The organism is Massilia oculi (assembly GCF_017582745.1).
Lineage (GTDB): Bacteria > Pseudomonadota > Gammaproteobacteria > Burkholderiales > Burkholderiaceae_D > Telluria > Telluria oculi_A.
On sequence record NZ_JAFVIM010000025.1, the window covers coordinates 66554 to 84830 of the forward strand.

General features: G+C 68.2%; 15 protein-coding genes. 12 read left to right on the forward strand and 3 right to left on the reverse strand.

Features of this window, described 5'->3' with window-relative positions; genetic code table 11:
* The first annotated feature begins 12 nt into the window (after positions 1-12).
* From J3U95_RS23235 to J3U95_RS23275, 9 genes are read left to right on the forward strand one after another with little or no spacing between them, the layout of a single operon-like run.
* Positions 13-1452: a DUF8689 domain-containing protein gene (locus J3U95_RS23235; protein ID WP_208281009.1), complete on the forward strand. Its 1440-nt coding sequence runs from the start codon at positions 13-15 to the stop codon at positions 1450-1452.
* Positions 1449-2294 (forward strand): Flp pilus assembly protein CpaB, encoded by an 846-nt coding sequence (cpaB, locus tag J3U95_RS23240; protein ID WP_208281010.1) that lies wholly within the window; start codon positions 1449-1451, stop codon positions 2292-2294. Before J3U95_RS23235 ends, cpaB begins: the two co-directional genes overlap by 4 nt.
* Positions 2295-2312: 18 nt before the next feature.
* Positions 2313-3956 (forward strand): type II and III secretion system protein family protein, encoded by a 1644-nt coding sequence (locus J3U95_RS23245; protein ID WP_208281011.1) that lies wholly within the window; start codon positions 2313-2315, stop codon positions 3954-3956.
* 14 nt (positions 3957-3970) lie between these two features.
* A complete protein-coding gene (locus J3U95_RS23250) occupies positions 3971-4240 on the forward strand; it encodes a hypothetical protein (protein ID WP_208281012.1) in 270 nt (89 codons plus the stop codon).
* A 40-nt stretch (positions 4241-4280) separates the two neighbouring features.
* Positions 4281-5456 (forward strand): CpaE/TadZ family protein, encoded by a 1176-nt coding sequence (locus J3U95_RS23255; protein WP_208281013.1) that lies wholly within the window; start codon positions 4281-4283, stop codon positions 5454-5456.
* Positions 5457-5498: 42 nt separating this feature from the next.
* A complete protein-coding gene (locus tag J3U95_RS23260) occupies positions 5499-6851 on the forward strand; it encodes a TadA family conjugal transfer-associated ATPase (RefSeq protein WP_208281014.1) in 1353 nt (450 codons plus the stop codon).
* Positions 6852-6875: 24 nt separating this feature from the next.
* Positions 6876-7868, forward strand: coding sequence for a type II secretion system F family protein (locus J3U95_RS23265; protein ID WP_208281015.1), 993 nt, complete (start codon positions 6876-6878; stop codon positions 7866-7868).
* 7 nt (positions 7869-7875) lie between these two features.
* Positions 7876-8811, forward strand: a complete 936-nt coding sequence (locus tag J3U95_RS23270) for a type II secretion system F family protein (RefSeq protein ID WP_208281016.1) — start codon at positions 7876-7878, stop codon at positions 8809-8811.
* A 13-nt stretch (positions 8812-8824) separates the two neighbouring features.
* Entirely contained in the window at positions 8825-9886 is a 1062-nt protein-coding gene (locus tag J3U95_RS23275; protein WP_208281017.1) for a LytR C-terminal domain-containing protein, read from the forward strand.
* On the opposite strand, the gene J3U95_RS23280 is transcribed toward J3U95_RS23275, so the two are convergent.
* The 3 genes from J3U95_RS23280 to J3U95_RS23290 all read right to left on the reverse strand — a co-directional run bounded on the left by J3U95_RS23280 (position 9877) and on the right by J3U95_RS23290 (position 12887).
* Positions 9877-10968, reverse strand: a complete 1092-nt coding sequence (locus J3U95_RS23280) for an NADH:flavin oxidoreductase/NADH oxidase (RefSeq protein ID WP_208281018.1) — start codon at positions 10966-10968, stop codon at positions 9877-9879. The genes J3U95_RS23275 and J3U95_RS23280 overlap by 10 nt on opposite strands.
* Before the next feature lie 210 nt (positions 10969-11178).
* Positions 11179-12009: a glycoside hydrolase family 16 protein gene (locus J3U95_RS23285; RefSeq protein ID WP_208281019.1), complete on the reverse strand. Its 831-nt coding sequence runs from the start codon at positions 12007-12009 to the stop codon at positions 11179-11181.
* A gap of 20 nt (positions 12010-12029) precedes the next feature.
* The gene (locus J3U95_RS23290) at positions 12030-12887 is read right to left on the reverse strand and encodes a polysaccharide deacetylase family protein (protein ID WP_208281020.1); all 858 of its coding nucleotides are present in this window, start codon (positions 12885-12887) and stop codon (positions 12030-12032) included.
* Between the two features lie 504 nt (positions 12888-13391).
* On the opposite strand from J3U95_RS23290, the gene J3U95_RS23295 reads away from it, so the two are divergent.
* From J3U95_RS23295 to J3U95_RS23305, 3 genes are all read left to right on the forward strand, one after another.
* Positions 13392-16427 carry a TonB-dependent receptor gene (locus J3U95_RS23295; RefSeq protein WP_208281021.1) on the forward strand — a complete coding sequence of 1012 codons (3036 nt, stop codon included), beginning with the start codon at positions 13392-13394 and terminating at the stop codon, positions 16425-16427.
* A gap of 126 nt (positions 16428-16553) precedes the next feature.
* Positions 16554-17273 (forward strand): SapC family protein, encoded by a 720-nt coding sequence (locus J3U95_RS23300; RefSeq protein ID WP_208281022.1) that lies wholly within the window; start codon positions 16554-16556, stop codon positions 17271-17273.
* Positions 17257-18270: a cupin-like domain-containing protein gene (locus J3U95_RS23305; protein WP_208281023.1), complete on the forward strand. Its 1014-nt coding sequence runs from the start codon at positions 17257-17259 to the stop codon at positions 18268-18270. The genes J3U95_RS23300 and J3U95_RS23305 overlap by 17 nt, the downstream gene beginning before the upstream one ends.
* Positions 18271-18277 lie beyond the last annotated feature (7 nt).

Consider the following 18277-nt stretch of genomic DNA (forward strand, 5'->3'; position numbering starts at 1 on the left):
GCAGGAGGGTTCATGATTGGAATGTTGTCGGCCACCGCCGCCGCCGGGCGCGATGCAGATGCGTCTGCGTTCGGATCCGGGGCCAGCGCGTCGCCCACCGATGGCGACGTGACCGCCGTGCTGCCGCGCCAGCCGCGCACCGTGCGCGACACCGGGCTCGATCCGCGCCTGGTGACGGGGCTGGTGCTCAAGGTCCTGCATGCGGGCGGCAAGACGCCGCTGTCCAGGCTCACCGGACGCCTGCGGCTGTCGGTCAGCGTGGTGCGCGAAGTGCTGCAGGGCCTGGTCGCCGGCCAGCAGGCCGAAGTCGCCTATTCGGGCGAGACCGATCTCGACGTGCACTACCAACTCACCGCCGCCGGCGCGCGCGCCGCCGGCGAGCACCTGGCCGAGTCGCGCTACGCCGGCCCGGCGCCGGTGACGCTGGCGGCCTGGCGTAGGGTGGTGGCGCAGCAGTCGCAGCGCCAGCCGGACGCGCCGCGCGTGGCGCGCGCGGAACTCGAAGCGGTGCTCGACGGCGACGGCCTGGAACCGGCGACGCGCGAACTGATCGGCGCGGCCCTGCATTCCGGCCGTCCGCTGCTGCTGTACGGCCCATCCGGGAGCGGCAAGACCACGCTGGCGCGCAAGTTCGCGCGCTTGCGCCAGGATCCGATCGCGGTGCCGTACGCGGTGCTGGTCAACCACGAGATCGTCCAGCTGCACGACCCGGCCCTGCATCCGGCGCCGCTGCAGATGCGCGGCCCCGAGGAACGCCGCAGCTGCGACGCGCGCTGGGCTCTGAGCCAGCGGCCGCTGGTGCACGTCGGCGCCGAGCTCACACGCGACATGCTGGAACTGCGGGTGGACGCCGCCAGCGGCGTGCTGCGCGCGCCGCCCCATATCCTGGCCAATAACGGCCTGCTGGTGCTGGACGACCTGGGTCGCCAGCGGATCCCGGCCGGCGAGCTGCTGCACCGCTGGCTGGACGCGCTGGAGGCCGGCCAGGACCACGTGACGGTGCCGCACGGCCCGAGCCACGCGCTGCCGTTCGACGTCGGCCTGGTGCTGGCCACCAGCCTGGCGCCCGAATCGGTGCTGGACGACGCCTGCCTGCGCCGCATCGGCTACCGCATCGCCGTGGGGCCGCTGTCCGAATCGAGTTACCGCGCGCTGCTGCGGCGCCAGGCGCGGCTGCGCCGCATCGAGGTCGACGAAGCGGCATTCGATTTTCTTGTCGACGAACTGCATCGCCGCACCCGGCGCCCATTGCTGGCCGCCTGGCCGCACGAGCTGCTGGGGCGGATCGTCGATTTCGCCGGCTTCGCCGGCCGCGCGCCGCGTTGCGACGTGGATGGCCTGGTCCAGGCCTGGAGCAGCCTGTTCGGAGCCAGCGCCCTGCCGCCCGCGCTGCCTTGTGCGTCTAACCCAGCGGCGGTGAAGCGGGATGACAAGGAAGGGGATGCGCGATGAAGAACAAGCGTGCCGTGATCATGATGGCACTGGCGGTGGTGCTGGGCCTGCTGGCGGTGGCGCTGGCGGGAAGCTGGCTGCTCAATGCCCCGGGCGCGACTGCCGGCCGGATCGTCGTCGCCCGGGCCGACGTCGACATCGGCCAGCGCCTGACGCCGGAGATGTTCAAGCTGGTCGACTGGCCGGCGGACAGCGTGCCGAAGGGCGCCTTCACCGATCCCGCGCCCTTGAGCGGGCGGGTATTGCGCAGCAGCCTGCTCGCGGGCGAACCGATCAGCGAAGCCAAGCTGGCCCCGGCCGGCACCCTGGGAGGCCTGTCGGCCCTGATCACCGAGGGCAAGCGCGCGATCACGGTGCGCGTCAACGACGTGATCGGGGTGGCCGGCTTCACCCTGCCGGGCAACTACGTCGACATCATCGTCAGCACCGAGACCATGCCCGACCCGAACGCGACCCGGGTGCGCGAGCAGAGCATCTCGAAGATCGTGCTGGAGCGGATCCTGGTGCTGGCGGTGGCGCAGGAAGTCAACCGCGACGAGACCAAGCCCAAGGTGGTCAATGCCGTCACGCTCGAGGTCACGCCAAGCGAGGCGGAAAAGCTGGACCTGGCGCGCAGCGTGGGCACCCTGTCGCTGGCGCTGCGCAACCAGGTCGATCCGGCCGCCGCCGCCACCCTCGGCGCGACCAAGGAAAACCTGCTGCCCATGGTCGCCGCCGCGCCGCCGCCCGTGGTGCGGGCCCCGCCGCGGGCGCGCGTGCAGCAGGTGCGCGCCCCGGCCCCGCCCAAGCGCGACTGCATCAGCGTCATCAACGGCCTGCACGCATCGCAGGAATGCTTCTGACCACCGACTGGACCGATCATGAAACGACGTTCACCGATCGCATTGAGCGCCACCCTTGCCGCCGTCCTTGCAGCGCCGGCCGGCCCGGCCCTGGCCAGCGCAGTCCCCGTAGCCCCCGCCGCCACCGCCGCCGCGCAAAAGGCGGCCGAACCGAAGCCGGCGCCGAAGAAACCGGCGCCCGCCCGCACCGCGAGCGAGCCGCCCGAGCGTATCACCGAAGGCTGCCGCGGCGAGGCGGCGCGGCCGGCCGCGATGGCGCTCCAGATGGGCAAGTCGACCATGCTGCGCCTGCCCGAGAAGGTAGCCCGGCGCAGCGTCGGCAACCCTGCCGTGGTGCAGGCCATGCTGGTCGCTCCGGACACCCTGTACATCGCCGGCGTCGACGTCGGCAGCACCAATATGATCGTGCAGGGCCGCAGCGGCTTGTGCAGCGTGATCGACATCACCATCGCGATGGACCCGAGCGGGCTGGAGGCCACGCTCAAGGCTGCGATGCCGGACGAGCAGGACATCCGCGTGATGGCGGCCAACGACAGCCTGATCCTGACCGGCACCGTCAGCGACGCCACCGCCGTGCAGCGCGCGGTGGAGCTGGCCGGCGCCTACGTGCGGCGCCCGCTGCGCCAGTTGCCGGCGGCCGACAAGGATAACGAGACCGACGGCGTGATCGTGGTGGGAAGGAACGGCACCAGCGGCGGCGGCGGGACTGGCGGCGCCGGCGCCCGGGTGGTCAACCTGCTGGCGGTGAGCGCGCCGCAGCAGGTGCAGCTCGAGGTCAAGGTGGCCGAGGTCTCGCGCACCCTGCTCGAGCGGCTCGAGACCGGCACCCGCTTCAGTTTCGGTTCCGGCAGCTGGACCACCACCCTGGCCACCGATTTCCTGAGCGGCCTGGCGCGCGGCAGCCTGTCGGGACTCAAGACCAACGGCAACCGCTTCGCCATCGAGGCCGACAAGCTCGATGGCCTGGTGCGCATCCTGGCCGAGCCGAACGTGCTGGCCATCAGCGGCCAGGAAGGTTCCTTCCTGGCCGGCGGCAAGTTCTACATCCCGGTGTCGCAGGACGACGACCGCGTCACGCTGGAAGAGAAGGAATTCGGGATCGGCGTGCGTTTCACCCCGACCGTGCTGGCGGGCGGGCGCATCAACCTGAAGGTGGCGCCCGAGGTGTCCGAACTGTCGCGCGAAGGGATCGGCATCACCGCCAACGGCATCACCGGCACCGCCATCATGCCGCTGGTGACCACGCGCCGCGCCAGCACCACGGTGCAGCTGCACGACGGCCAGAGCTTCGCGATCGGCGGCCTGGTGCGCAACAACCTGATCGCCAACATGAAGGGCCTGCCGGGCCTGGGCGATATTCCGGTGCTGGGCGCGCTGTTTCGCAGCACCGACTACCAGCAGGACCGCACCGAGCTGGTGTTCGTGATCACGGCGCGCCTGGTCAAGCCGCTGCCGGGCGGCAGCCACGTGCTGCCCACCGACGGCCATGTCGTACCGTCGCGCGCCGGCCTGATGCTGGGCGGGCGGCTCGAAGGGGAGCCGCCCGCCGCCGCGGCGCCGGCCGGTGCTTCGGCCACGTCACCGGCCGGGCCACCGGCTGCGGGGCAGACCGCAGGCGCCGATACCGGACGCTTCGAACTGACGCCGGCGGCTTCGAACTGACATAGGGGAATGCGATGCGAACCATATTCACACGATGGGCGGCGCTGGCGCTGCTCGCCTGCGGCGCGCCGGGGTGCGTCTCGACCACGCCAAACTGGGATGCGCGCCTCGGCGCGGCCACCCGCAGCAACCTGGCGGCCCAGGTGATCGACCCGAGCGGCGCTTCCGGCAGCAATCCCGCCCTGGGCCTCGATGGCCGCGCCGCGCGCGCTGCCATCGAGAACTACCAGCGTTCGTTCGCCCGGCCGGAAACCGGCCAGCCGGCGGCGATGGTGGACCAGTGATGGACGCGCGCGCAGCAGAAGTCCTTCATCCGGGGCTGCCATGAGAGCGCTCCTGATCAGCCGTGACAGCCATTTGTACGCGGAACTGGCCTCGCAGGGCGCGGCGCGGGTGCCGCCCCTGCACCTGGCCGCCACCCGCGCCAGCCTGCGCGAGGCGCTCGACCGCCCCGAACCCGACGCCTCGCAGCTGGTGATCATCGACGCCAGCGGGCTGGAACCTTCCGAATCGGGCCTCCTCGAGCGCCTGGGCCGCCAGTATCCGGATTCGCAGCTGATGCTGCTCACCAACCAGCACCAGCCCGACCTGTTGATCACGGCGATGCGCGCCGGCGTGCGCGAGCTGCTGCAACTGCCGCTGGTGCACCGCGCCTTCCACGAGGCGATGGACCGGATCGCCGCCGCCGCCGGCGTGTCGAGCCTGCGCGAAGGCAAGGTGCTGGCCTTCATCGCCTGCAAGGGCGGCAGCGGCGCCACCTTCATCTCGGCCAACTTCGGCTATGCGCTGGCCACGCTGGCGGGCAAGAAGGTCTTGCTGATCGACCTGCACGGCCAGTTCGGCGACGCCGCCCTGTACGTGTCGGACCAGAAGCCGGCCATGACGATGTCGGACGTGTGCGCCCAGATCGCGCGCGTGGACGGGCCATTCCTCGAATCGTGCCTGGTGCACGTCACGCCGGGTTTCGGCGTGCTGGCCGCGGCCGACGATCCCGGCCACGCGAAAGAGGCCAAGCCGGAACACATCGACACCATCCTGCGCGTGGCGCGCCAGAACTACGACTACGTGCTGCTCGACGTCGGGCGCCAGATCGACGCGGTGTCGCTGCGCGCGCTGGACGTCACCGACACCATCTATCCGGTGCTGCAGCTGGCGCTGCCCGACATCCGCGACGCGCGGCGCCTGCTCGACATCTTCCGCTCGCTGGGCTATGTGCTGGACAACATCCGCCTGATCGTCAACCGCTACGAGAAGGGCGGCAAGCTGCGCCTGCAAGACCTGCATGCGGCGCTGGGCTGCGAGGTGGTGCACACCTTCCCCAACGACTACGTCGCGGTGACCGATTCGGTGAACCAGGGCGTGCCGGTGCTGCAGCTGTCGCGCTCGAGCTTTGCCGCGCGCAGCCTGGCCGAGATGGTCGAGCTGGTGACCGCGCACCGGGTCCAGGAAAGCCGCGGCCTGCTGGATCGCCTGTTCGGGCGCCAGGACGCGGATTACTGATTCATTACCGATCCATTACTGCTCCAGCCAAGAAAGACGCCCATGTCCCTTCGCGAACGACTTGCCCTGTCCGGCCAGGAGCGCATCACCGGCGGCGGCGCCGAGCTGCAGGATGCGCCGAACCAGGCCTACCAGGAACTCAAGAAGCTGATGCACCAGATGATCCTCGACCGGATCGACCTGGAGCGGCTCAAGCGCCTGACCGCCGAGCAGTTCAAGCACGAGCTGGCGCTGCTGGTCCAGCGCATCATCGAGGACGAGCGCATCGTCCTCAACCAGCACGAACGGCACCACCTGGTGCTCGACATCCAGCACGAGATGCTGGGCTTCGGCCCGCTCGAACCGCTGCTGTCCGACCCTTCGATCTCGGACATTCTGGTCAATACCGCCAACAAGGTCTACGTCGAGCGCCACGGCCGGCTGGAGCTGACCGAGATCACCTTCCACGACAACGCCCACCTGATGAAGATCATCGAGAAGATCGTCTCGCGGGTGGGCCGCCGGGTGGACGAGTCGAGCCCGATGGTCGACGCCAGGCTGCCGGACGGCTCGCGGGTGAACGCGATCATTCCGCCGCTGGCGGTGGACGGGCCGATCCTGTCGATCCGCCGCTTCGGCGGCAGCCCGCTGACGGTGCAGAACCTGCTCGACTATAAAAGCGTGACCACGCCCATGATCCGGGTGCTGGAAGGGCTGGGCACGGCCAAGGTCAACATCCTGATCTCGGGCGGCACCGGCAGCGGCAAGACCACCTTGCTCAACCTGATCTCGGGCTTCATCCCGCCCACCGAACGGGTGGTGACGATCGAGGACGCGGCCGAGCTGCAGCTGCGCCAGCCGCACGTGGTGCGCCTCGAGACGCGACCGCCGAACATCGAGGGCAAGGGCGAGGTGCCGCAGCGCGCACTGGTACGCAACGCGCTGCGCATGCGGCCCGACCGCATCATCCTGGGCGAGGTGCGCGGCCCGGAAGCGCTTGACATGCTGCAGGCGATGAACACCGGCCACGAAGGGTCGCTGGCCACCATCCACTCGAACACGCCGCGCGACGCGCTGTCGCGGCTGGAGAACATGGTCAGCATGGCGGCGGTGAACCTGACGCCGCGCGCGATCCGCCAGCAGATCGTGTCGGCGGTGACGGTGGTGGTCCAGGTCTCGCGCCTGACCGACGGCACGCGCAAGCTGGTCAGCCTGCAGGAAATCACCGGCATGGAGGGCGAGATCATCTCGATGCAGGAGATCTTCCGCTTCGAGCAGAGCGGGGTCGACGTCGACGGCAAGGTGCTGGGCCACTTCAGCGCCACCGGCGTGCGCCCGCGCTTCGCCGACCGCCTCAAGCTGTTCGGGGTGCCGGTGTCGGACGATTCCTTCGATCCCGACCGCAGGTTTGACTGAACCGATCGATTGGGGGGCGCGCATATGGACGGCTTGTTCTATGGCTTCGTGGTGCTGCTGTTCGCGGCCGTGATCCTGGCGGTCGAGGGCTTCTATCTGTGGTGGATGAGCACCCATGGCGCGGCGGCGCGCCGCATCGCACGCCGCCTGCAGATCATGTCCGGCGGCGTGAACGCCCGCAGCGGCGAACGGATCTCGATCCTCAAGCAGCGCCGCTACAGCCGCTTCCCGGCGCTGGACAGCCTGCTGCATCGCTTCAGGCTGGCGCAGCGCATCGATGCGCTGCTGGTGCAGGCCGGCGCCACCTGGTCGGTGGGCCAGTTCCTTGCCGGCTCGCTGGCTTGCCTGGTGGCGGCCCTGGTGCTCACCTCCGATGCCGTCAGCTCCTTCACCGTGCCGCTGCCGGCGCGCCTGCTGGCCTGCGTCGGCGGCCTGTTCCTGCCCTGGTGGCTGCTGCACCGCATGCGCATGCGGCGCCTGGTGCGCATCGAACACCAGCTGCCCGAGGCGGCCGACTTCATCGCGCGCGCGCTGCGCGCCGGCCACTCGTTCACCAACGTGCTGCAAATCGTCGGCAACGAGCTGCCCGAGCCGCTGGCCGGCGAGTTCCGCATCACGCGCGAGGAAATCAACTATGGCGTGCCGATGAACGAGGCCCTGCACGGCCTGGCCGAGCGCATCCCGCTGACCGACGTGCGCTACCTGATCATCGCGGTGCTGATCCAGCGCGAATCGGGCGGCAACCTGGCTGAAATCCTCGGCAACATCAGCCAGATCATCCGCGCCCGCCTGAAGCTGGTGGCGCACGTGCGCGTGCTGTCGGCCGAGGGACGCATGTCGGCCTGGATCCTGGGCGTGCTGCCGTTCGGCGTGATGGGCGTGATGCTGGTCAGCAGCCCGGACTACGTGCGCATGCTGTGGACCGATCCGTCCGGGGTGCGCCTGCTGTGGTACGGCCTGGGCATGATCGTGTTCGGCGTGCTGTGGCTGCGCAAGACCATCCGCATCCGCGTGTGAGGCCCCCATGACTTCTTCCCAACTGGTTTTCCTGCTGATCGTCTTCGCCGTCGTCTGCCTGCTGGCCTGGGTCGCGCTGGTGCTGTTCGCGCCGCTGGCGCTGCGCGAGCGCCTGCGCCGCTTCCTCGGTCCGCGCGCCGGACCAGAAGCGGGCGTACGCTGGATCGAGCGCGTCGCCAGCGTCGCCCGTCCCCTCACCAGGCTGTCGATCCCCGAGGAAGGCTGGGAAAAATCGACCTTGCGCACCCGCTTCATGAACGCCGGCTGGCGCCACCCGTCGGCGCCGACCCTGTACTTCGCGTCCAAGACCGCGCTGGCGCTGCTGGTGCCGGCCCTGTGCGCGCCATTCCTGGTGCTGTATGGCTCTTCCCTGAGCGGCGGCAAGGTGCTGGGCGTCCTGCTGCTGGGCGCCGCCTTCGGCTACTACGCGCCGAACGCGGTGCTCGAGCGCCTGGTGCAGCGGCGCTGGCGCGAGATCTTCGAGACCATCCCCGACGCGCTCGACCTCCTGACCGTCTGCGTAGAGGCCGGCCTGAGCCTGGAGCGGGCGCTGGTCAAGGTGGCGGCCGAGATCCACATCAAGAGCGTGGTGCTGTCGCAGGAGCTGCAACTGGTGCTGATGGAGATGCGCGCGGGCTTCAGCAAGGAAAAGGCGTTGCGCAACTTCGCGCTGCGCTCGGGCGTGGACGACGTCGACACCCTGGTCGCGATGCTGATCCAGTCCGAACGCTTCGGCACCAGCGTCGGCGACTCGCTGCGCGTGCATGCCGAGAACCTGCGCCACAAGCGGCGCGTGATGGCCGAGGAAACCGCCGCCAAGATCGGCCTCAAGCTGCTGTTCCCGCTGATCTTCTGTATTTTCCCGACGCTGCTCATGGTCCTGCTCGGACCGGCCGCGATCCAGATCTCGCGCACCCTGGGTTCCATGCCCTTCGCGCGCTGAAAGGAGCGAATCCATGCGACGCACCCTCAAGATGACCCGCCTGGCGCTGCTGTGCGCCGGCCTGATGGCCTGCTCGCCGTTCGGCTGGCGCGCCGCCCTCGACAGCGGCGCGCAGGCCGAGGACATCTATCGCACCGGCCGCGCGCAACACCTGGCAGAGCAGCCGGACGGCGCGCGCGCCGCCTACGAGGCCGTGCTGCGGCTGGAACCCGGTCATCCCGGCGCGCGCAACGGCCTGGCGACCCTGCACGCCGAAGGAGGCGAACTGGAACGGGCGACGTCCATCTGGCGCGAACTGACCGCGTCGATCGGCCTGGATGCGGGACCGGGCAAGGCTTACCTGTTCGCCAACCTGGGGCAGGCTTACCTGCTGGGCGGCGCGCACGAGGAGGCGCGGGGCGCGCTCGAACGCGCCTGCCTGCTCGACCCGCTCAATCCGCGCGCCTGGCAGCTGTTGGGCGACGCCCTGGCTGCATTGGGACAGGCCGAGCGCGCCGCGCAGATGCACCGGCAGGCGGCGGCGCTGCGCCAGCACGACCTGCGCGCCGACTTCGCCGCCGCTGGCGGCAAGACCGAGGTGGCGCCGCTCGGCCAGGCCCTGGCCGCACCGAAGCCGCAGGCCCACCCCGACTGGTCCCAGTCCTATATCCACGTCGGCGTGGACGGCATGATGGAGTTGCGGCGGGTGGACGCGGCGCGCGTGGCGCACGAGGTTCCGGCTTCGGCTGCGGTGGCGCGCCTGGAGATCCGCAACGGCAATGGCGTGACCGGCATGGCGCGCGCGCTGTCGAACCGCATCGACGAACCGGGCATCCGGGTGATGCGCCTGTCGAACGAGCCGGGCTTCGCGGTGTCGCACACCCGCATCGAATACGAAGCAACCCATGCCGACGCCGCGCGCAGCCTGGCGCAGCGCCTGGGCAGCGCCCAGCTGCGCGAAGTCGACCCGGGCGCGCCCGTCAACCTGCGGCTGGTGCTGGGCCGCGACCTGGCGCGCCACGGCACGGCGCTGCGCCTGGCGCCGCCCGTGCCCGCCGCGTCGACCGCGGACGGGCAGCGGTTGGCTTACCGGTAGCGTTCCAGCCACCAGCCGTATTGCGGCGGCAGGATGGCGAACGGGTTATCCACACCCAGCTCCTTGGCCGCGCGGAAGGCGTAGTGCGGATCGGCCAGGTGCTCGCGGCCGATCATCACCAGGTCGATCTGCTCCCCGGCCACCGCCTGGTTGGCCACCTGCGGGTCGCCGATATACCAGGACGACGCCACCGGCAGGCCGGCCTCGTCCCTCACGCGTTTGGCGACCGGCGCCAGGAAGCCCGGACCCCAGGGAATCTTGACGTCGGGGACGGTGAAGTTGACGCTCACGTTCAACATGTCCAGGCCGGCCTCGCGCATGCGGCGGGTCAGCTCGATCGATTCCGCCAGCGTCTCTTCGTCGCGGCCATCGTATTCGATCACGCCCATGCGCGCCGTCAGCGGCAGGTGTTGCGGCCATACCTCGCGCACCGCGGCCAGGGTCTCGAGCAGGAAGCGTCCGCGGCCGTCGAGGTCGCGGCCATATTGGTCATCGCGGCGGTTCGAATGCGGCGACAGGAAGGATTGCGCCAGGTAGCCGTGGGCGAAATGCAGCTCCAGCCATTCGAAGCCGGCGGCCAGGGCGCGCCGCGCGGCGTCGACGAAGCCCTGGCGCACGCGCGCGATGTCGTCCAGGGTCATCTCTTGCGGCACTTTCGACAGGTCCCCGCCGAAGGCGAGGGCGGACGGGGCGATGGTCTGCCAGCCGTCCGGCGCGTCGTTCGGGATGTGCGCGTTGCCGTCCCACGGACGGTTCGCGCTTGCCTTGCGGCCGGCGTGGCCGATCTGGATGCCGGCCACCGCTCCGGCGGCCTTGATCCCGGCGGCGATGGCGGCCATGCCGGCCACCTGTTCGTCGTTCCACAGGCCGGCGCACCCAGGGGTGATGCGGCCTTCCGGCGTGACGGCCGTGGCTTCGACGATCACCAGGCCGGCGCCGCCGCGCGCGATCGAGGCGTAGTGGGAGAGGTGCCAGTCATTGGTGACGCCGTCGACGGCGCTGTATTGGCACATCGGCGGCACCGCGATGCGGTTGCGCAGGGTGACGGATTTGAGGGTGAAGGGCGTAAATAATGCGGTCATTGGTGCTTTCCAGGTGATGCTTCGACACGCAACGACGCGCCGCACGGCAAATGGCCGCCCGGGTCTGTGTTCGCTGTGGGAAGAAGATCGGGGATTGTCGAGTCGGTCCTGGCATGCACCCTGTGTCAGGGTTGCGTGCCTGGCCGTATTCTCGCACCGATGCGGATTGTCTGCAGGAGGCGGCCAAAAAGTTGGCCGCCCGGTACGCCGTCAGGGCGCGGCCTTGCGATAGACGCGCACGTAGTCGACCAGCATCTTGCGCGGGAACGGCGTGGTCGCATCCGGATAGCCCGGCCAGTAGCCGCCCACGGCCAGGTTCAGGAGCACGAAGAAGGGGTGCTCGAACACCCATTCTCCCTTGACCGTCGCGGGTGTCGCGGTGTGGTAGTGGATGCCGTCGCGGTACCAGCGAATTTCTTTCGGCTCCCATTCGACGGCGAACACGTGGAAGTCGTCACCATACTCCGCGCCCTCGAGGGCGCTGGCCTTGCTGAACGCGTGCTCGCCCGAGTAGCCCGGCCCGTGCAGGGTGCCGTAGGCATTGGCCGGCTCCTTGCCGATGATTTCCATGATGTCGATCTCGCCGCTCTTCGGCCAGCCGACCTGCTTGATGTTCGCCCCCAGCATCCAGAACGCGGGCCAGATGCCCTGGCCTTTCGGCACCTTGATGCGCGCCTCGTAGCGGCCGTACTGCGTCTCCTTCAGGCCGGCCGTCTTGAGCCGCGCCGAGGTGTAGTCCTTGCCTTCATGGCTTTCCTTGCGCGCCTCGATCACCAGGTGGCCGTCTTCCACGCGCACGTTCTCGGGACGGTCGGTATAGAACTGCATCTCGTTGTTGCCCCAGCCATGGCCGCCGGTCTCGGGGAGCCATTTGCTGCGGTCGAGCGCCGCGCCGTCGAATTCATCGCTCCACTCCAGCGTCCAGCCGGGCAGGCCGCTGTTGGCGACTGCGGTGGCGGCTGCGTTGGTGGCGGATTGTGTGGCGCAGCCAGCGCTGGCGGCAAGCGCGAGCAGCGCGGCGAGTCGGGTGAAAGTCTTCATGCGTCTCCTTGATTCGGCCGTCATCGCGCCGCGGGCGTCGCTGCCCGCTGCTGCCTGACGTGCTTCATGATGTTGAGGAAGGTGTCGGTCCAGTACTCCTGGCGATGCGCGGCGAGGAAGCGGACCAGCTCCTCGTGCGCCTCCCTTGATACGCTCAGATGGTCGCCGCCGATGCCGTGGAAGGTGAAGGCGATCATGGTGCCGCGTTCCCCGGCCTGCTTCACCAGCGCGATCAGTTCGGCGCCGCTCGCGCCCACCGGCGCGACCGAGGCCACCCGGTAGGGATCGACCGCCGCCATCGAGGGCGGCACGCCGGGGCCGGCGCCGGCCTTGATCGCCACGAAGCTCGCGTGCAGCGCCGGCAGGTAATCGCCGCCGAGGGCCTTCACGTCGAAGCAGGGAGCGGTGTAGGTGCGCTCGCGGCGGCCGTCGATCGCAGTGAGCATCGTGTTGGCGAGCAGGACCTGGTCCTGCATCTGCTCGCGCGTGGTGGTGTCGAGGTTGCGGTGCGGCGCGACCCAGGCACGGTCCGGTCCCGCGCCCGAACACTGGTGGAACAGGCTGTGGTTGCCCAGCTCATGGCCGCCCCTGGCCGCGGCGCGCCAGTCCTCCATGCGCCTGGCCACCGGTTCGCTGGACAGCTGCAGGAAGAACGTGCCCTTGATGCCGTGGCGGTCGAGCGCCGGGATGGCGTTGTCGAGCTGGGAATCGAGGGCGTCGTCATAGGCCAGGCTGACCGCCGCCCGCGCGCCGCCGGGCCAGGCGAAGGCGGCGTCCTGTGCATGCACAGGACTGGCAACGACGAAGGTAACGCCGGCCGCGAGCAGGACGGTCCGGATCATGGCGCGGCCCGCAAGGCGGGGAAGAAAGTGGTGCATCCATGCTCCATTTTGGAAACGTTACCATTACGTCAACCGACTATAGCACCGCCGAAAAATAGATGTCAACGAGCGAAACGACAGGATGCGCCTTCATTTGGTAACCGGCGCTCGCTCTTGTGCTGCACCAAAGTGTTGCAAAACTACGTCAACCGTCCATGGATATTCGGTTGACAATTTTTTTTCCTAACCCTAATATTCAGTCAAATTCATGGAAACGTTTCCATGATGCGAACAAGTCAGCTTCGTTCCCCCAATGGTCGACAAGGCCAAGGAGCCGAGGACACATGAAACAGCGCGACGCGCACCGGGCAATCCACGCAACGAGGCCACCGGCTACCCTCCGGCGGCCTCGTTGCGCCGCTTGGCGCGCGCCGCAGGTTTTCCTGGTCGGGAGGTGACCAGGCAAGGATGTAAAAACACGACGCATGCCGCAATGCGTCCGATTTGGCGGAGACACCGTAGCTAGGCGACGGTCATATTTATAAAAAAACAGGAGAAGACATGTACTATCCGAAGGCGAAACAGACTCTGATCAGCCTGGCAGTTGCCAGCGCATGTTCGGCATTCATCCCGGCATTCGCGCAAGAACAGGCGACCGCGCCGGCCGAGACCGCGACCAGCGCCTCTAACCAGGCAACCGACGCCGCCAGCAACCCCACCGGCTCGATCACCGGCCCGGCGCAGCCGGGCACCCAGACCGTGGTCGTGACGGGCCTGCGCGCCAGTCTCGAATCGTCGATGAACCTCAAGCGCAATGCGCAGGGCTTCGTCGACGGCATCGTCGCCGAAGACATCGGCAAATTCCCCGACACGAACCTGGCCGAATCGCTGCAGCGTATCTCGGGCGTGTCGATCGACCGCGAGATCGGCGAAGGCTCGAAGATCACCGTGCGCGGCGTGGGCCCCGACTTCAACCTGGTTCTGCTCAACGGCCGCCAGATGCCGGTCTCGAACCTGGGCGACCGCAACGGCCGCGCCTTCGACTTCGCCAACATCGCCTCGGAAGCGATCTCGCAGCTGCAGGTCTACAAATCGAGCCGCGCCGAGACCCCGACCGGCGGCGTCGGCGCGACCATCAACGTGATCACCGCGCGTCCGCTGTCGCGTCCCGGCATGCAGGCCAGCATCGGCATCAAGGGCGTGCACGACACCTCGGCCACCAACCTGCCGGACGGCCTCCAGAGCGGCGACAAGGTCACCCCTGAAGTCTCGGGCATCTACTCCAATACCTCGGCCGACGGCCGCTTCGGCATCGGCATCTCGGCCAGCTACCAGGAACGCAACCTGGGCTACAACCGCGCCTCGGTGCCGAACGGCTGGAAAGGCCCGTTCCGCGGCAGCGATACCCAATGGGGCACGATCCCGCAACCGGATGCGTCGGGCGCGACTCCGGGCATCGTCAACCGTCCGGGTCCGAACGACCTGTACCAGGTGCCGCAGAACCTGAACTACAACCTCTCCGGCGTGCAGCGCGAGCGCACCAACGGCCAGGTGGTGTTCCAGTTCGCCCCGAACAAGGACCTGACCACCACCCTCGACTACACCTACTCGGAAAACCGGATCCACACCCGCCGCAACGACATGTCGGCGTGGTTCAACTTCGGCCCGTCGTCGAGCAGCTGGACCGACGGTCCGTTCGCCGCGCCGCTGACCTACACCGAGATCATCCCGCTCGGCGCCAACGACATCGCCATGGGCGCCTCCGACTTCGCCACCAAGAGCGAGAACAAGTCGCTCGGCTTCAACGCCGCATGGCGCGTGAACTCGGCCCTGCGCCTCGAACTCGACGCCCACAGCTCGTCGGCCGAATCGACCCCGGACAGCCCATGGGGTTCGAGCAATGTGATCGGCACCGCCAGCTTCAGCCGCGGCAACACCACCGCCGACTTCACGCAGGACTTCCCGGTCCTGACCATCGAAGGCGCCGACTTTTTGCGTTCGCCGCAGCAGGTCACCGGCTCGGTGTTCGAGAACGGCTATATGAAGACCGAAGTCGACCAGGTGCAGACCCACGGCAGCTGGAAGGTGCTGGAAGCATCCGAATTCAAGTTCGGCGTCGGCGCCACCAAGGTGAAATACCGCTCGGCCTTCTCGGTGCAGCAGCGCGACACCTGGGGCGGCGCGACCCAGGCCTCGGACTACCCGGCCAGCCTGTTCACGCCGGATAGCCTCTCAAAGTATTTCGACCGGATCGACGGCAGCGGCAACCCGAACCTGTTCAACCGCTTCCACACCTTCAACTTCGGCCAGATCCGCGACATCGTGGCGCAAGCCTCGGGCCTGCCGCACCTGTACCTGCCGAAGACCACCTACGACACCGACCGTCGTACCGAGGAAAAGTCGAAGAGCCTGTACCTGCAGTTCAACACCGAGTGGGATACCACCTACCCGATCAATACCGCGTTCGGCGTGCGCTACGAGAAGACCGACGTCAGGTCGAGCGCCCTGGTGCAGGTGCCGACCGCGATCAGTTGGGTTTCGCAGAACGAGCTGCCGGTGGTGTTCGGCGATTCGGGCTTCACCACGCTGGACGGCAGCTATAACCACGTGCTGCCGAGCTTCGACGCCGACATCGCGTTCCGCCCCGACTTCAAGGGCCGCTTCAGCTACGGCGAGACCATCGGCCGTCCGCGCTATGACCAGATCGCCGGCGGCCAGGTGCTCGACACCCTGGCGCGCGTCGAAGGCGGCACCGGTTCGCAGGGCAACCCGGCGCTGGAGCCGGTCAAGTCGAAGAACATCGACCTGGCGCTCGAGTGGTACTACGGCCGCCAGAGCTTCGTCTCGATCAACCACTTCCGCAAGCACCTGGATAACTACGCCGGCCAGTCGCAGATCATCGCCCAGCCGTTCGGCGTGCGTACCCCGGTGGGCGGCGCCTACTGGAACGCGGCGCTGGCCAACGGCTGCGTGGTCGCGGACACCACCTGCATCCGCAACTACATCTTCCGCAACTTCAACGGCCAGGAAGGCGTGGTGCGCGGACCGGACAACGCGACCGGCGACGCCACCGGCACCATCACCGCGATCGGCACCGATCCGATCGCGGACTTCCGCATCACCTCGTACTCGAACCAGAAGAAGGCGCGCATCCGCGGCCTGGAATTCAACGTCCAGCACATGTTCGGCAACAGCGGCTTCGGCATCCAGGCCAACTACACCTACGTCAATTCGGGCCTGAAGTACGACAACAACAGCTTCGGCGAGCAGTTCGCGCTGGTTGGCCTGGGCGACTCGGCCAACCTGGTGGGTATCTTCGAGAACGACAAGTGGAATGTGCGCGCGGCCTACAACTGGCGTGACGAGTTCCTGTCGTCGACCTTCGATGGCCAGGGCCCGAACCCGAACTACGTCGAAAAATACGGCCAGCTGGACCTGAGCATCGGCTACAACGTGAACGACAACCTGTCGCTGTCGTTCGAAGGCATCAACCTGACCGACGAGATCCAGCGCATCCACGGCCGCACCAAGAACCAGGTGCTGTTCGTGACGCAGTCGGGCCCGCGCTACATGGTGGCCGCACGCTACAAGTTCTGATCGGGGCTTTGCCCGTGCCGTCGTTCGGGAGTAGACTTCCCGGATGACGGTATTGACGGCGGGTCGGCAACAGCCGGCCCGCCGTTGTCGTTTCACTGACACCCACTACAAGATAACGAGACATCCATGCCCAACATCGCCCTGCTGAACAATATCGAGCACAAGGACCTGCGCATCATCCACGGCCACCGCGCTGGCCTGGGCAGCGAAGTTGCCTGGGTGCCGACCTTCGCCGACGAATTCCGCTCGCTGCAGGCGCACTATCCGATCATCTTCCGGCAGCTGGACGACGGCGCCAACTACGAGGCGATCGCGCTGCTCGGCTTCCAGCAAGACGAGAACCTGTTCCTCGAGGACGGCCGCTGGGATGCGCCGCTGGTGCCGTGGCTGCACGAGCGCCTGCCGTTCTACATCGGCCGCAACGGCGATGAACTGATGATCCAGGTCGACCTGGATCACCCGCGCGTCAGCACGACCGAGGGCGAACCGGTGTTCAAGCCGCATGGCGGCAATACCGACTTGCTCGAGAAGATGAGCCAGACGCTGTCGAACATCCACAACGGCGTGCAGGCCAACGCGGGCTTCCTCGAAGCCCTCAAGCGCTATGAGCTGCTCGATGCCTTCGTGCTCGACATCGAATTCGACAACGGCGAGAAAGCCCGCGTGGGCGGCTTCTTCACCATTCATGAAGAACGCCTGGGCGCGCTCGACGGCGCAGCCATCGCCGAACTGCATGCGGCCGGCTACCTGGCGCCGATGTACTTCGCGCTGGCCTCGCTGTCGCACTTCCGCGACCTGATCGACCGCAAGAACCGCAGGAACGCGCGTGATGGCGCCAGCCGCTAAGCCGATCCGCGAGGTCAGCGGGCTGCGTCCCGCCGACCTCGGCCCCGACATCCTCGCATCCACCGAGCCGCTGCTCTTGCGCGGCCTGGTGGCCGATTGGCCGGTGGTGCAGGCCGCGCGCACCTCGCCGCGGGCCGCCATCGCCTATCTGCGCCGCTGGTACGTCGACGCCACCGTCAACGCCATGCTCGGCGCGCCCGAGATCGACGGCCGCTTCTTCTACAACGAGGCGCTGGACGGTTTCAATTTCCAGCCCATGCGGGTGCGGCTCGACGCCGTGCTGGGCGAGCTGGAAAAGCACCTGGCCACGCCACAGCCGCCGGCCATCTACGTCGGTTCCACCACGATCGACGGCGCGCTGCCGGGCTTCAGGGACGAGAACGATGTCGACCTGGGCGCGCGCGACCCGCTGGCCAGCATCTGGATCGGCAACCGCACGCGCATCTCGGCCCACTACGATCTGCCGGACAACCTGGCCTGCATCGGCGCCGGCCACCGCCGCTTCACCCTGTTCCCGCCCGGGCAGCAGCACAATCTCTACGTCGGCCCGATCGACCTGACCCCGGCCGGCCAGCCCATCAGCCTGGTGGATTTCCGGAATCCCGATTTCGCGCGCTTTCCGCGCTTTGCCGAGGCGCTGGAACACGCCCAGGTGGCCGAGATGGAGCCGGGGGACGCGATCTTCGTGCCCAGCATGTGGTGGCACCACGTCGAGGCGCTGGATGGCTTCAACGTGCTGGTGAACTACTGGTGGCGCCAGTCGCCGGACTGGATGGACACGCCCAACAACGCCCTGATGCACGCCCTGATGACGGTGCGCGACCTGCCGCCCGCCCAGCGCGCGGCCTGGGCCGAACTGTTCCGCCACTACGTGTTCGAGGCCAATGCCGACACCGCAGCCCACATCCCGCCGGCCGCGCGCGGCCTGCTGGCGCCGTTCGACGACAATGCCTCGCGCATGGTGCGCGCGCAACTGCTCAAGCGGCTGAACCGATAATAAAAAA

Excerpts from the sequence above, each read along its gene's own strand:
- J3U95_RS23235 (WP_208281009.1), top strand. The coding sequence starts at position 13 with ATGATTGGAATGTTGTCGGCCACCGCCGCCGCCGGGCGCGATGCAGAT.
- cpaB (WP_208281010.1), top strand. The coding sequence starts at position 1,449 with ATGAAGAACAAGCGTGCCGTGATCATGATGGCACTGGCGGTGGTGCTG.
- J3U95_RS23245 (WP_208281011.1), top strand. The coding sequence starts at position 2,313 with ATGAAACGACGTTCACCGATCGCATTGAGCGCCACCCTTGCCGCCGTC.
- J3U95_RS23250 (WP_208281012.1), top strand. The coding sequence starts at position 3,971 with ATGCGAACCATATTCACACGATGGGCGGCGCTGGCGCTGCTCGCCTGC.
- J3U95_RS23255 (WP_208281013.1), top strand. The coding sequence starts at position 4,281 with ATGAGAGCGCTCCTGATCAGCCGTGACAGCCATTTGTACGCGGAACTG.
- J3U95_RS23260 (WP_208281014.1), top strand. The coding sequence starts at position 5,499 with ATGTCCCTTCGCGAACGACTTGCCCTGTCCGGCCAGGAGCGCATCACC.
- J3U95_RS23265 (WP_208281015.1), top strand. The coding sequence starts at position 6,876 with ATGGACGGCTTGTTCTATGGCTTCGTGGTGCTGCTGTTCGCGGCCGTG.
- J3U95_RS23270 (WP_208281016.1), top strand. The coding sequence starts at position 7,876 with ATGACTTCTTCCCAACTGGTTTTCCTGCTGATCGTCTTCGCCGTCGTC.
- J3U95_RS23275 (WP_208281017.1), top strand. The coding sequence starts at position 8,825 with ATGCGACGCACCCTCAAGATGACCCGCCTGGCGCTGCTGTGCGCCGGC.
- J3U95_RS23280 (WP_208281018.1), bottom strand. The coding sequence starts at position 10,968 with ATGACCGCATTATTTACGCCCTTCACCCTCAAATCCGTCACCCTGCGC.
- J3U95_RS23285 (WP_208281019.1), bottom strand. The coding sequence starts at position 12,009 with ATGAAGACTTTCACCCGACTCGCCGCGCTGCTCGCGCTTGCCGCCAGC.
- J3U95_RS23290 (WP_208281020.1), bottom strand. The coding sequence starts at position 12,887 with ATGCACCACTTTCTTCCCCGCCTTGCGGGCCGCGCCATGATCCGGACC.
- J3U95_RS23295 (WP_208281021.1), top strand. The coding sequence starts at position 13,392 with ATGTACTATCCGAAGGCGAAACAGACTCTGATCAGCCTGGCAGTTGCC.
- J3U95_RS23300 (WP_208281022.1), top strand. The coding sequence starts at position 16,554 with ATGCCCAACATCGCCCTGCTGAACAATATCGAGCACAAGGACCTGCGC.
- J3U95_RS23305 (WP_208281023.1), top strand. The coding sequence starts at position 17,257 with ATGGCGCCAGCCGCTAAGCCGATCCGCGAGGTCAGCGGGCTGCGTCCC.